The sequence below is a fragment of the Streptomyces sp. OZ13 genome (assembly GCF_052068155.1).
In the GTDB taxonomy this organism is placed as follows: domain Bacteria; phylum Actinomycetota; class Actinomycetes; order Streptomycetales; family Streptomycetaceae; genus Streptomyces.
Genome location: NZ_JBQHCZ010000006.1, coordinates 186746 through 199910, shown reverse-complemented (window position 1 = coordinate 199910; position 13165 = coordinate 186746). Strand labels below are relative to the sequence as shown.

The window sequence follows — 13165 nt, the reverse complement described above, 5'->3', positions numbered from 1 at the left end:
CGGCCCTCAGTCCTTGGGGCCGGGGACGGTGGTCAGCAGCGGCTCCGGCGAGGTCTCGCCGGCGGGTGCGCCGATCGCCGTGACGGTGAGCACAAGGGCGAGGGCGGCGGCGAGTCCGACGGCGGCGGCGACGAGGACGCGCATGCTCGGCCTCCCGGACTGATCTGATGGGTCGTCAGGTCTGGGCACCGTAGCAACGTGGCCGGAAGAAGAGAACAGACAGCACCGCCCCTGTCCCGGCGGGCGGGGCAAGGGCGGTGCGGGCAGAGCGCTCGGTCAGGGGGCCGTCGACCCGGAAGGCGACGGGGAAGGCGACGGGGTCGCGCTCGCCGGTGCCGTCACCTGGAGTTCGATGTCCAGGCTGCCGCCGCCGGGAGCGGTGAGACGGAGGACGAAAGTGCCCTGATTACCGTCGGCGAAGACCTTCGGAAGCTCGAGCACGCCGTCGGCGCCGGTGCGGAGCCCGGTCAGGGTGCGGACGACCGTGCCGTCGGCCTGCTTGAAGTACGGGCCCTTGTCGTTCTCCGCCCCGGTCTCCTTGGAGACGATCATCGTGGCGGAGACCGCGACACCGGAGGCGGCGGCTCCGTCGCATGCGGCCCTGACGCGGATGACGTCCGCGAACTCGCCGCCGGCGGTGGCCGTCAGGTCCTTGGTGTCGGTCCGGACGATGCTGTCCGCTTCCCGCTCGGTGACGGTGGCCTTGAACTCGACGCCGGGCAGGGAACGCTCGACGACGGTGGCCCGCACCGTGAAGGCACCGGTCCGCTCCCCCGCGACCAGCGCGGGGGCGCTGACCGTGCCGTCCGCACCTGTGGCCACGACGGCGTCTGTGCGGCCATCGGTGAAGCGGGTGTCGGTGTCACCGACGATCATGAACCGAACGGCCACCTTGGCGACGGACTGCCCCTTGGCGTTCTCCGCGCGGACCGTGACACGCTCGGTGAACTGCCGGCCGGCCACGGCCGTCAGCGTCCCGGTGCCCGCGTCCTCGATACGGCTCACGGGCGCGGGGGCCGGAGTGGACGTCGGGGGCGGGGTCGGCGTGGGCGTCGGCGTGGGGGCGGGGTCCGACGGGCTCGGCGTGGGGCTCGGCGTCGGCTTCGGCGCGGGCTTCGACGGACTCGGCACAGGGGTGGTGGGGCTCGGCGTCGGCAGCGGGCCCGAGCTGTCGGGACCGTCGCCCACCGGCAGAACACCGGCCCCGTCGGGGACCTGATGGGCGCCGCGCTTGTAGTACTCGAACCAGGACAGCACCGTACGCAGGTATTCCCGCGAGTGGTTGTAGCCGAGGATCGCCTGGTCGAGGTCGTCCTTGTTGCCGAGGTCGCGGCCGTTGGCGCAGAGATAGCGGCCCGCGGCGAGCGCCGCGTCGTAGATGTTGTTGGGGTCCTTGCGGCCGTCGGCGTTGGCGTCCTGGCCCCAGGTCTCCCATGTCTGCGGGATGAACTGCATCGGCCCCACGGCACGGTCGTGCACCGTGTCGCCGTCGTAGGCGCCGTTGTCGGAGTCCGAGATGTTCGCGAAGCCGACGCCGTTGAGGACGGGACCGAGGATCGGTGTGAGCGTCGTGCCGTTCGCGTCTACCCTGCCGCCCCTGGCCTGACCGGACTCGACCTTGCCGATGGCGGCGAGCAGCTGCCAGGGCAGCCGGCAGGCCGGGTCGGACGCGGCGATGGTCTGCTCGGCCTGCTTGTAGGCGGCGAGAACAGAGGCGGGTATACCGGCCTCACCCACGCCGAGTTCCGGCAGATCGCCCGAAGTGCCGGGCTTGTCGGGTGTGTTCAGCGGCGGGAGGTCCGTGTAGTACGGGGAGTTTCCGGTCACCGGCGTGCCGGGCGGCGGGGCAGCGTCCGAGGCCTCCTGCCCGGTGCCCGAGGTGGCGGACGTGACGCCGGGCGCCTGTGAAGCGGAGAGTGCGGCCACAGCGGCGGCGGCAACCGCCGTCGTCGTCGCTCCCCTGCGCAGCCGGCGGCCGAATTGCGCTGCCATACGTCTGTTCCCTCCCCATGAGCTGCTGTTCGCGCTCCCCAGCGCGGACTCACGTGACCCTAGTGCACCTTGAGACATCGGGACACCGTGCGCTGACCGGTTTTCACTACTTCGCCACCTCCTGGTCCTCGCCGGATTCCGGACGCCCCTCGCCGCAAGGCATCACGCATACTGGGCCCACTGATCAACATCGGTCACAGGGGGCGTCGCCATGCCGTTCACCATCAGCCACGCCGCGGCGGTACTGCCGGGGCTGCGGCGGAACGGGACCGCGCGCGGTCCCCTGTACGCCTCGGCACTCGTCCTCGGGTCGTTCGCACCGGACACGACGTACTTCGCGGCGAGTCTCCTTCCCGACGCGATGGGCTACGGCGAGGTGACGCACGGGGTGTTGGGCGTGCTGAGCGTCGATGTCGCCATCACCGCGGTACTCGTCTGCCTCTGGCTGCTGATGCGGGATCCGCTCGTCGCGCTGCTGCCGGCGGCACAGCAGGGCCGGGTGTACACACTGCTGCGCGGGCGGAAGAGGGTCCGGCCGCCGGTCACCGCGGCCCTGTGGTTCTACGTCTCGGCGGTGATCGGGGCCAGTACGCATGTCGTATGGGACGCGTTCACCCATTTCGACCGGTGGGGCGTGCGGATGATGCCGGTCCTCGGGGAGGTCGTCGCGGGCTTCCCGCTCTACACGTACACGCAGTACGGCAGTTCGGCCGTGGCTCTCGTCGCGCTGGTGTGGTTCACGGCGTCGGCGCTGCGGCGTGCGCCGGCGTCACCGGAGGCGCCGGTGATGCTGCTCGGCCGCCGGGACCGGCTGCTGGCGGCAGGGCTCATCGCGGTGTGCGTGCTGGCGGGCGTCGCGCACCGCTGTGTGCGCTGGTACCAGTACTGGGGCGGGATCGAGACGCCGCTCGACATCATCCCGACGGCCTGCTTCGGGGCGGGGGCCGGGCTGGCCGTGGGGCTGGTGCTGTACGCCACGGCGGCGCGGGTGCGTGAGCGCGGGCGGGGACCGGTCACGGAGAGCTCCGAGGCGCCGCCGCTGCCGGAGCGGGGAGTGCGTCAGGGGTGACGGGTCCCTGCCGTCCTGCGCGCGGAGTTCATGTGCCGGGCACTGTCGGACGCGAACGGCGGCACGCCCCCGGCGAGGGGCGTGCCGCAGGCGTCAGTGGGCTGCCGACTCCCAGTCCGTGCCCGAGCCGACCGAGACGTCCAGCGGGGCGCGGAGCGATACGGCAGAGGACATCTCGTGGCGCACGAGTGTCTCGACCTGCTCGCGCTCGCCCGGGGCGACCTCCAGGACGACTTCGTCGTGGACCTGGAGGAGCAGCCTGGATGACAGCTTCGCGTCCCTCAGTGCCCGGTCCACGTTGAGCATGGCGACCTTGACGATGTCCGCCGCGGTGCCCTGGATCGGTGCGTTGAGCGCCATCCGCTCGGCGGACTCACGCCGCTGCCGGTTGTCGCTGTTGAGGTCGGGGAGATACCGGCGCCGGCCGAGCATCGTCGCCGTGTAGCCGGTGGCCCGCGCCTCGTCGACGACGCGCCGCAGGTAGTCCCGCACGCCTCCGAACCGCTCGAAGTAGGTGTCCATCAGGACTCGTGCCTCGGCAGGCTCGATGCCCAGCTGCTGGGAGAGGCCGAACGCCGAGAGCCCGTAGGCAAGCCCGTACGACATCGCCTTGATCTTGCGACGCATCTCCGCGTCGACGGCGGACCGCTCGACCGAGAACACCTGGGAGGCGACGGTCGTGTGGAGGTCCTCGCCGGAGGTGAACGCCTCGATCAGGCCCGCGTCCTCCGACAGGTGGGCCATGACCCGCAGCTCGATCTGGCTGTAGTCGGCCGTCATCAGGGACTCGTAGCCCTCGCCGACGACGAAGCCTCGCCGGATGGCGCGGCCCTCGTCCGTCCTCACCGGCACGTTCTGCAGGTTGGGGTCGGTGGAGGAGAGGCGTCCCGTCGCGGCGACGGTCTGGCTGAACGTGGTGTGGATGCGGCCGTCGGCGGCGATGGTCTTGATCAGGCCCTCGACCGTCGAGCGGAGCCTGGCCTGCTCGCGGTGGCGCAGCATGATGACGGGCAGCTCGTGCTCCGTCTGCGCGGCGAGCCACGCGAGCGCGTCGGCGTCCGTGGTGTAGCCGGTCTTGGTCTTCTTCGTCTTCGGCAGGTTCAGTTCGCCGAAGAACACCTCTTGGAGCTGCTTGGGGGATCCGAGGTTGAACTCGTGCCCCACTGCCGCGTGCGCCTCCTTCACGGCCTGCTGCACGGCGCCCGCGAACTGCTGCTCCATGGCTTCGAGGTGGGCGCGGTCGGCGGCGATGCCGTGCCGCTCCATCCGGGCCAGCAGCAGGGAGGTGGGCAGCTCGACGTCGTGCAGGAGCTCGACGGCGCCGACCTCCTTCAGCTTCCCGCCGAGCGCCTCGCCGAGATCCAGGACGGCGCGGGCCTGGGACATCAGCGCGTCTGCCTCGGCCTGTTCGTCGCTGCCGAACGCAAGCTGCCCGTCCGCCGCGGCGGGTGCCAGCTCACGGTGCAGGTACTCGATGGACAGCGCGTCCAGGGCGAACGAACGGCGGCCGGGCTTGACCAGGTAGGCGGCGAGCGCCGTGTCCATGGTCACGCCGGCGATCTCCCAGCCGTGCTCGGGGAAGACCCGCAGCGCGTCCTTGGCGTTGTGCATGACCTTCGGCCGGGACGGGTCGGAGACCCACGAGGCGAACGCCCGCTCGTCGGACTCGTCGAGCTGGGTCGTGTCGAACCAGGCCGCCTTGCCGTCGGCGGCCGCCAGCGCGACCTCGCTGACGCTGCCGACGCCCAGCGCCCACGCGGAGACGGTGGCCACGCCGAGCGGCTGCTTGCCGTGCTGCTCCAGCCAGTACGCCAGCTCGCCGGCGCCGAGCACGGTGCCGTCCAGCTCCACACCGGCCTCGGGGGCCGGCGGCTCCTCCTCCGCGGCTCCGGGGTCGACCGCGAGCAGCCGCTCCCGCAGGCTCGGGTTACGGATCTCCAGGACCTCGAGGAAACCCTTCAGCGCGGTCCGGTCGTACGGCGCGCGCTCCAGGTCGGTGACTGCCTTCGGCAGCTCCACGTCGCGCACCAGCTCCGTCAGGTGGCGGTTGAGCTTGACGGCTTCCAGGTGGTCGCGCAGCGCCTGGCCGACCTTGCCCTTGACCTCGTCCGCGTGCTCGACGAGCGCCGCGAACGAACCGAACTGGTTGATCCACTTCGTGGCGGTCTTCTCCCCGACGCCGGGGATGCCGGGCAGGTTGTCGGACGGGTCGCCGCGCAGTGCGGCGAAGTCCGGGTACTGCTGCGGGGTGAGGCCGTACTTCTCCTCGACCTTCGCCGGGGTGAAGCGGGTCAGCTCGGAGACGCCCTTGGTCGGGTAGAGCACGGTGGTGTGCTCGCTGACCAGCTGGAACGAGTCCCGGTCGCCGGTGACGATCAGCACCTCGAAGCCCGCGGCCTCCGCCTGGGTGGCGAGGGTGGCGATCACGTCGTCCGCCTCGAAGCCGTCGATCGCGAACCGCTCGGCGTTCATCGTGTCGAGGAGCTCGCCGATCAGCTCGACCTGGCCCTTGAACTCGTCGGGCGTCTTGGAGCGGTTCGCCTTGTACTCCGGGAAGTCGGCCGACCGCCAGGTCTTGCGTGAGACGTCGAAGGCCACCGCGAAATGCGTGGGCGCCTCGTCACGCAGGGTGTTCGCCAGCATCGACGCGAAGCCGTAGATCGCGTTGGTCGTCTGGCCGCTCGCGGTCGTGAAATTCTCCGCGGGCAGCGCGAAGAACGCCCGGTACGCCAGGGAGTGCCCGTCCATGAGGAGCAGGCGCGGTCGGTTGTCTGCCGTCTTCTTCGATGCTGTCTCAGCCACGACCCCGATCCTGCCATGCACCGCTGACATTCCCGACCGCCCGGCCTGGGCTCACTGTTTGTCGGAGGCCCGTGACAGGATCGGAGAGGTAGGGAAAGACGTATCGCACAGGCACGGCTCGAAGGGGAGCACGATGGCCAGCAAGCCGCCCGCAGGGGACCCGGTCCAGGACACCCCGCAGGTCGGGGCCCCGCAGCATGCGGCGGCCGGCCTGCCCGCCATCGGCCACACCCTGCGCGTCGCACAGCAGCAGATGGGAGTGGGCCGCACCGCCCGCACCCTGATGAAGGTCAACCAGAAGGACGGCTTCGACTGTCCCGGCTGCGCCTGGCCGGAGGGCGACAAGCGCCATGTCGCCGAGTTCTGCGAGAACGGCGCGAAGGCGGTCGCGGAGGAGGCGACCCTGCGCCGGGTGACGCCCGACTTCTTCGCCGCGCACCCGCTTTCCGATCTTGCGCGCCGCAGCGGCTACTGGCTGGGGCAGCAGGGCCGGATCACGCAGCCGATGTATCTCCCCGAGGGCGCCGAGAGGTACGAGGCGGTGACGTGGGAGCGGGCCTTCGCGATCATCGCCGAGGAACTGCGCGCGCTCGGATCCCCGGACGAGGCGCTGTTCTACACCTCCGGCCGCACCAGCAACGAGGCGGCGTTCCTGCTGCAGCTGTTCGCCCGCGAGTTCGGCACGAACAATCTGCCCGACTGCTCCAACATGTGCCACGAGTCCTCCGGCTCGGCGCTCACGGAGACCATCGGCGTCGGCAAGGGCAGCGTCTCGCTGGAGGACCTGCACCAGGCGGACCTGATCATCGTCGCCGGGCAGAACCCGGGCACCAACCACCCCCGGATGCTCAGCGCGCTGGAGCAGGCCAAGGCCTCCGGCGCCAGGATCATCTCGGTGAATCCGCTGCCCGAGGCCGGTCTCGAGCGGTTCAAGAACCCGCAGACCCCGCGCGGCATGCTCAAGGGCACCGCGCTGAACGACCTCTTCCTCCAGATCCGCATCGGCGGCGACCAGGCTCTGTTCCGTCTCCTCAACAAGCTGATCCTGGAGACGGGGGGCGCGGTCGACGAGGAGTTCGTGCGCGAGCACACCGAAGGCTTCGAGGACTTCGCTGCTGCGGCACGGGCCGCCGACTGGGATGCCACGCTCGCCGCGACGGGCCTCGGCCGTGACGAGATCGAGCAGGCCCTGCGGATGGTGCTCGACTCCCGCCGGACCGTCGTCTGCTGGGCGATGGGCCTGACCCAGCACAAGCATTCCGTCGCCACCATCCGCGAGGTCGTCAACTTCCTTCTGCTGCGCGGCAACATCGGCCGCCCGGGTGCGGGCGTCTGCCCCGTCCGAGGGCATTCCAACGTCCAGGGCGACCGCACCATGGGCATCTTCGAGCGGCCCGCGCCCGCGTTCCTGGACGCCCTGGAGAAGGAGTTCGGCTTCGCCCCGCCGCGCCACCACGGCCTCGACGTCGTGCGGTCCATCGAGGCGCTGCGCGACGGGAAGGCGAAGGTGTTCTTCGCCATGGGCGGCAACTTCGTGGCGGCGAGCCCCGACACGGACGTCACAGAGGCCGCGATGCGCCGTGCGCGGCTGACCGTGCACGTGTCCACCAAGCTCAACCGCTCGCACGCGGTCACGGGCCGCCGGGCGCTCATCCTGCCCACCCTGGGCCGTACCGACAAGGACATCCAGGCGGGCGGCAGGCAGGTGGTGACCGTCGAGGACTCGATGGGCATGGTCCACGCCTCCCGCGGCAACCTCACTCCCGCGAGCCCCCACCTGCTGTCCGAGCCCGCGATCGTCGCCCGGATGGCGCGCGCCGTGCTCGGCCCCTCCTCCACCACACCGTGGGAGGACTTCGAACGGGACTACAGCACGATCCGCGACCGGATCTCCCGCGTCGTGCCCGGCTTCGAGGACTTCAACGCGAAGATCGCCCGCCCCGGCGGCTTCACCCTGCCGCACGGCCCGCGCGACGAGCGCCGCTTCCCCACCGCCACCGGCAAGGCCAACTTCACCGCCGCCCCCGTCGAGTACCCGGAGGTCCCCGAGGGCCGGCTGCTGCTCCAGACCCTGCGCTCGCACGACCAGTACAACACCACGGTGTACGGCCTCGACGACCGCTACCGCGGCATCAAGGGCGGCCGCCGGGTGGTCCTGGTCAACCCCGAGGACGCTCGCGAACTGGGTCTGGCCGACGGTTCGTACGCCGATCTGGTCGGCGAATGGAAGGACGGCGTGGAGCGGCGGGCCACCGGCTTCCGCGTCGTCCACTACCCCACCGCGCGGGGCTGTGCCGCCGCGTACTACCCGGAGACCAATGTGCTGGTCCCGCTGGACTCCACCGCCGACACCAGCAACACCCCCGCCAGCAAGTCCGTGATCGTACGTCTGGAACAATCACCAACCGTCTAAGCGTTCGCTCAGGCAGCAGGACGAGCAGACGAACACAGGACCAGACAGTCATACGATCGGAGCCGGCATGGGCGAGCAGACCACCGTGAAGTTCCCGCAAGATGTCATCGACGAGTACGCCGAGCTCGGGGTGGACCTGCCCGCGCTCTTCTCCGCCGGACACCTGGGCGAGCGCATGGGCGTACAGATCCTCGAGGCCGCGGCGGACCGGGTCGTCGGCACGATGCCCGTCGAGGGCAACACCCAGCCGTACGGCCTGCTGCACGGCGGCGCCTCCGCCGTCCTCGCCGAGACCCTCGGCTCCGTCGGCTCCATGCTGCACGGCGGCCCCTCCAAGATCGCCGTCGGCGTGGACCTCAACTGCACCCACCACCGCGGCGCCCGCTCCGGAATGGTCACCGGAGTCGCCACCCCCGTCCACCGCGGCCGCTCCACCGCCACCTACGAGATCGTGATCACCGACGAGCAGGACAAGCGCGTCTGCACCGCACGCCTCACCTGCCTGCTCCGCGACGCCCAGGGCTGAACCGGCCCCACGAAAGACCCGCAAGGCACGGAAAGGGGCCGGGAAGCGAAGCTTCCCGGCCCCTTTCTCATCGGTTCACGGACCGTCAGGCCGCGCCCTCACCGAGGTACGCCGCCCGGATCCGGTTGTCCGCCAGCAGATCCGCCGCCGGCCCCGACATCGCGACCTCGCCCGTCTCCAGGACGTAGCCGCGGTTCGCCAGACCCAGCGCCTGCGTGGCGTTCTGCTCCACCAGCAGCACCGTCGTGCCCTGCTTGTTGATCTCCTCGATGATCTCGAAGATCTGCTGCACGATCAGCGGCGCCAGACCCATCGACGGCTCGTCCAGCAGCAGCAGCTCCGGCTTGCCCATCAGGGCACGGCCGATCGCCAGCATCTGCTGCTCACCGCCCGACAACGTGCCCGCCTGCTGCGAGCGCCGCTCGGCCAGACGCGGGAAGAGCGTGAACACCCGGTCCATCTCGGCCATGTCGACCGAGCTGAAGCGGTACGCGCCCATCTCCAGGTTCTCCCGCACGGTCATCGTCGAGAAGACCCGCCGGCCCTCCGGCACATGACCGATGCCGAACCGCACGAGCTCGTGCGACTTGATGCCGTCGATGCGCTCACCGCGCAGCAGCACCTCGCCGTGGCGCGGCTGGAGCATGCCCGAGACGGTGCGCAGCGTCGTCGTCTTGCCCGCGCCGTTACCGCCGAGCAGGGCCACGATCTCGCCCTTGCGCACGGTCAGGTCGATGCCCTTGATGGCCTCGATGGCGCCGTAGAACACACGCATGCTCTTCAGTTCGAGCAGCGTCTCTTCCGAAGTGCCCGCCGTACCGGCGTCCTTCTGCAGCTCAGTCGTGGTGCTCACTTGCCGCTCTCCTCGTCCGCCGCGGTCTCGCCCGGCGCCGTTCCGTCCGACGACTTCGCATCGGCCGACACCTCGTCCGAGGCATCGTCCGCCGCGGACCCGTCCGAAGCCGGCTCGTCCGAAGCCGGCTCGTCCGAAGCCGGCTCGTCCGAACCCGAGTCCTCGGAAGCAGGCTCGTCCGAACCCGGCTCCTCGGAAGCGGACTCGTCCGACGCCGGTTCCTGCGAACCGTCCGTCGCCGCATGCTGCTCCGCGATGGCGGCCTGAACCACCTCCGCGTCCTCCGCCGACGCGCCCAGATAGGCCTCGATCACCGCCGGGTGCTGCTGCACCTCGCTCGGCGTCCCCTCGGCGATCTTCTTGCCGAAGTTGAGAACCATCACCCGGTCCGCGACCGACATCACCAGACGCATGTCGTGCTCGATGAGCAGCACGCTGATGCCCAGCTCCGTGTTGATACGGCGGATCAGCTGCTCCAGCTCCAGCTTCTCCGTCGGGTTCGTACCGGCGGCCGGCTCGTCCAGCAGCAGCACCTGCGGATCCGTGGCCAGCGCCCGCGCGATCTCCAGACTGCGCTGGTCGCCGTACGACAAGCTGCCCGCGATCTCGTTGAGCTTGTCCTCCAGGCCCACGAACTTCAGCAGCCGGTGCGCACGCTCGTCACTGAGCCGCTCCGCCTTACGCGCGTTGGGCAGACCCAGCATGATCGAGACAGGGCCGGCCTTGAGCCGGGTCTCCGCCGCGATCTTGACGTTCTCCAGCGCAGTCAGCGCACCGAACAACCGGATGTTCTGGAACGTACGCGCCACACCCACACGGTTGACGATGTGCGGCTTGCTGCCCAGCAGGGACTTCTCGTCGCCGTCCTTCGAACGGAAGACGATCTTGCCTTCCTGCGGGGTGTACGCCCCGGTGAGCGAGTTGAACAGCGAGGTCTTACCCGCACCGTTCGGCCCGATCACCGCCAGGACCTCGCCCCGGCACATGTTGACGTCCACATGGTCAAGACAGGTCAACCCGCCGAACCGCAGCGTCACATCCGACGCCTGCAGCACCAGATCGGTGCCGGCGGCCGAAGGCTGCGCACCGGCCGTCGCGTCGCTCTTCACGTCCGTGCTCATCAGATCTTGCCTCCCGCCGGCTCGGACATCGCGTCCGCGTCGCCGATGCCTTCCTCAGCCATCTTCAGCTCTCTCTGCCTTCGCCGGGACGGCCAGACACCCTGAGGCCGGTAGATCATCATGATCACCAGCAGCGCGCCCAGATACATGTACCGGTCGGACGGGTCGACCCAGTCCTTCAGCGCCTCCGGCAGCCACACCAGGATCGCCGTACCGATCAGCACACCCGGGATCGAACCCATACCGCCGAAGATGACGTACGCCAGGATCAGGATCGACTGGAGAAGCGGGAAGACCTCCGGGTTGATGTACCCGTACTTACTCGTGAAGATCACACCCGCGACGCCCGAGGTCGACGCACCGATCGCGAACGCCATCAGCTTGAACTGCACCGTGTTGACGCCGTTCGCCGCAGCCGCGATCTCGTCCTCACGGATCGCCGTCCACGCACGTCCCACCCTCGAGTGCTCGAGGCGCGAGAACAGGATGATCACCAGGACGATGAAGAAGACCAGCAGGTACCAGTAAGGCAACGGCTTGATCGACCACTTGTACTCGAAGCCCGCGAAGTCGATGGAGAAGTCCGGGATCAGCCGGGCACCCTGCGGACCGCCCGTGAGCCCGTCCGCGTTCTTCGCCACCAGGTAGATGATCTCGTGGAAACCGAGCGTCACGATCGCCAGGTAGTCACCCCGGAGCCGAAGCGTCGGAGCACCCAGCAGCAGACCACAGATCAGACACGTGATCACCGCGACGGGGATGACCCAGAAGTTGTTCAGCACGACCGGAGGCTCGATCGGAAGCCGGCCCGTCCAGTACGCCGTCGAGTAGGCACCCACGGCGAAGAAGGCGAAGAAGCCCAGGTCCAGCAGACCCGCCCAGCCGATCACCACGTTGAGGCCGATCGCCAGCAGCGCGAAGATCGCGATCTGGTCCACCAGCACCGTCTGCCAGGTCCGCTCGAGACCCGACGGAATGACCAGGACCAGGATCAGCAGGACGGCGATGCCACCCAGCTTCACCCGCTTGTCGGTCCGCAGCCGCTCCCGCAGCGTGCCCACCGGGCCACCGGAGACAGCCGAACCGGCCGACTCCTTGGCCTTCGTGACCGCGCCCTTGATCGGCGCCGCCGCGAACTCCCGCAGCGCCCACACACCGACCGTAAGACCCAGGCACACCCACAGGTTGGGACCCGTGAACGTGTTCTCGATCGAGAAGAAGATGTCACGCGTGTTGCCCTGCTCGCCCGTCACCAGGGCCAGCAGCACACCCAGGGCGATCATCGCCCACAGCCGGGAGAAACGCTCCGACTGGTACCACGCCGTACGGCGCAGCTTCGACGCCGCAGACGGCGTCAGGTTCTTCGAGGTGTCGACCGTACTCATGCCGCCCTCCCCACTCGCTCACCGAGGATGCCCATCGGGCGGAACATCAGCACAAGGATCAGCACGACCATGGCCGAGACGCTGCGCCACTCGTCACCGAGCAGCGGCACCGTCATCGTCTCCACGATGCCGATCAGAATGCCGCCGAACATCGCACCGCGGATGTTGCCGATGCCGCCGACGACGGCCGCGGCGAACGCGGTGATACCGGGTATGAAGCCCATCGTGTACGACACCTGGTTCAGGTTGGCGAACAGGAAGCCCGCCACACCGCCCAGCACACCGCCGATGATGAAGGTGCGGGAGATGACCTTGTCGATGTCGACGCCCATGAGGCCGGCGACCTCGGCGTCCTGGGCGACCGCGCGGATGCCCTTGCCGAGCTTCGTACGGGTCACCAGCAGGTCCAGCGCGATCATCATGACCACGGCCGTCGCGAACTGGAGCATCTGAGTGATGTTCACACCGGCGCCGAACAGCGAGAACACGGTGTGGTTGTCGTACATGTCCGGCAGCGGCAGCGGGTCACGCCCGAACAGCTTGCCGGCCAGGTTGTACAGGAAGAACGAGGCGCCGATCGCGGTGATCAGGAAGATCAGCCGCGGCGCGCCACGTCTGCGTAGTGGTCGGTACGCGACCTTCTCCAGGCCGTACGCAGTGACGCCGCCGAACAGCGCCGACCCCGCCATGGCGAGAGCGACAAAGCCGATGGACGCAAGAGCGGACGGGTTGTCCCCCGGACTGACCAGCTGAAGGACGATGAGGCTGCCGTAGGCGCCGAGCATGAAGACCTCGCTGTGCGCGAAGTTGATCAGCTGCAGCACGCCGTAGACAAGGGTGTAGCCGATGGCGATGACGGCGTACAGCGAGCCGAGCATCACCCCTAGGACGAGGTAGTCCCAGAATTCCTGAAGGGACATGGAGCAGACTTCCTTGTGGGAGCTGAGCGGGCGGCGGCGCTCGTGGCGACGAGGGCGGCCCGCGGGCGAATCATTCAAAACAGT

The 13165-nt window shown here is 69.4% G+C and carries 10 protein-coding genes; 3 read left to right on the top strand and 7 right to left on the bottom strand.

Going from position 1 to position 13165, the window contains the following annotated elements:
- Positions 1-6: 6 nt before the first annotated feature.
- Entirely contained in the window at positions 7-144 is a 138-nt protein-coding gene (locus tag ACTMTU_RS17405) for an SPW_0924 family protein (protein ID WP_441264378.1), read from the bottom strand.
- 132 nt (positions 145-276) lie between these two features.
- Complete coding sequence (locus ACTMTU_RS17400) at positions 277-1992, bottom strand: lytic transglycosylase (RefSeq protein WP_441264377.1); 1716 nt, start codon at positions 1990-1992, stop codon at positions 277-279.
- A 211-nt stretch (positions 1993-2203) separates the two neighbouring features.
- Here ACTMTU_RS17400 and ACTMTU_RS17395 point away from each other — a divergent pair, with 211 nt between their 5' ends.
- Positions 2204-3061: a DUF4184 family protein gene (locus tag ACTMTU_RS17395; RefSeq protein WP_441264376.1), complete on the top strand. Its 858-nt coding sequence runs from the start codon at positions 2204-2206 to the stop codon at positions 3059-3061.
- Positions 3062-3154: 93 nt separating this feature from the next.
- On the opposite strand, the gene polA is transcribed toward ACTMTU_RS17395, so the two are convergent.
- Positions 3155-5863: a DNA polymerase I gene (gene polA, locus ACTMTU_RS17390; RefSeq protein WP_441264375.1), complete on the bottom strand. Its 2709-nt coding sequence runs from the start codon at positions 5861-5863 to the stop codon at positions 3155-3157.
- 133 nt (positions 5864-5996) lie between these two features.
- Between polA and ACTMTU_RS17385 the strand changes: the two genes are divergently transcribed.
- Together ACTMTU_RS17385 and ACTMTU_RS17380 are read left to right on the top strand one after the other, a co-directional pair.
- The gene (locus ACTMTU_RS17385) at positions 5997-8276 is read left to right on the top strand and encodes an FdhF/YdeP family oxidoreductase (protein ID WP_441264374.1); all 2280 of its coding nucleotides are present in this window, start codon (positions 5997-5999) and stop codon (positions 8274-8276) included.
- Between the two features lie 67 nt (positions 8277-8343).
- On the top strand, positions 8344-8802 hold the full coding sequence (locus ACTMTU_RS17380; RefSeq protein ID WP_441264373.1) for a PaaI family thioesterase: 459 nt from the start codon (positions 8344-8346) through the stop codon (positions 8800-8802).
- 85 nt (positions 8803-8887) lie between these two features.
- Here ACTMTU_RS17380 and ACTMTU_RS17375 read toward each other — a convergent pair whose 3' ends face one another.
- Genes ACTMTU_RS17375 through ACTMTU_RS17360 form a run of 4 tightly spaced genes read right to left on the bottom strand, consistent with a single transcriptional unit; the run spans position 8888 to position 13081 of the window.
- A complete protein-coding gene (locus ACTMTU_RS17375) occupies positions 8888-9655 on the bottom strand; it encodes an ABC transporter ATP-binding protein (RefSeq protein ID WP_159693025.1) in 768 nt (255 codons plus the stop codon).
- The gene (locus ACTMTU_RS17370; RefSeq protein ID WP_441264372.1) at positions 9652-10776 is read right to left on the bottom strand and encodes an ATP-binding cassette domain-containing protein; all 1125 of its coding nucleotides are present in this window, start codon (positions 10774-10776) and stop codon (positions 9652-9654) included. The genes ACTMTU_RS17375 and ACTMTU_RS17370 overlap by 4 nt, the downstream gene beginning before the upstream one ends.
- Complete coding sequence (locus ACTMTU_RS17365; protein WP_441264371.1) at positions 10776-12161, bottom strand: branched-chain amino acid ABC transporter permease; 1386 nt, start codon at positions 12159-12161, stop codon at positions 10776-10778. The genes ACTMTU_RS17370 and ACTMTU_RS17365 overlap by 1 nt, the downstream gene beginning before the upstream one ends.
- A complete protein-coding gene (locus ACTMTU_RS17360; protein ID WP_441264370.1) occupies positions 12158-13081 on the bottom strand; it encodes a branched-chain amino acid ABC transporter permease in 924 nt (307 codons plus the stop codon). Before ACTMTU_RS17360 ends, ACTMTU_RS17365 begins: the two co-directional genes overlap by 4 nt.
- Between the last annotated feature and the right edge of the window lie 84 nt (positions 13082-13165).

Excerpts from the sequence above, each read along its gene's own strand:
- ACTMTU_RS17405 (WP_441264378.1), bottom strand. The coding sequence starts at position 144 with ATGCGCGTCCTCGTCGCCGCCGCCGTCGGACTCGCCGCCGCCCTCGCC.
- ACTMTU_RS17400 (WP_441264377.1), bottom strand. The coding sequence starts at position 1,992 with ATGGCAGCGCAATTCGGCCGCCGGCTGCGCAGGGGAGCGACGACGACG.
- ACTMTU_RS17395 (WP_441264376.1), top strand. The coding sequence starts at position 2,204 with ATGCCGTTCACCATCAGCCACGCCGCGGCGGTACTGCCGGGGCTGCGG.
- ACTMTU_RS17385 (WP_441264374.1), top strand. The coding sequence starts at position 5,997 with ATGGCCAGCAAGCCGCCCGCAGGGGACCCGGTCCAGGACACCCCGCAG.
- ACTMTU_RS17380 (WP_441264373.1), top strand. The coding sequence starts at position 8,344 with ATGGGCGAGCAGACCACCGTGAAGTTCCCGCAAGATGTCATCGACGAG.
- ACTMTU_RS17370 (WP_441264372.1), bottom strand. The coding sequence starts at position 10,776 with ATGAGCACGGACGTGAAGAGCGACGCGACGGCCGGTGCGCAGCCTTCG.
- ACTMTU_RS17365 (WP_441264371.1), bottom strand. The coding sequence starts at position 12,161 with ATGAGTACGGTCGACACCTCGAAGAACCTGACGCCGTCTGCGGCGTCG.
- ACTMTU_RS17360 (WP_441264370.1), bottom strand. The coding sequence starts at position 13,081 with ATGTCCCTTCAGGAATTCTGGGACTACCTCGTCCTAGGGGTGATGCTC.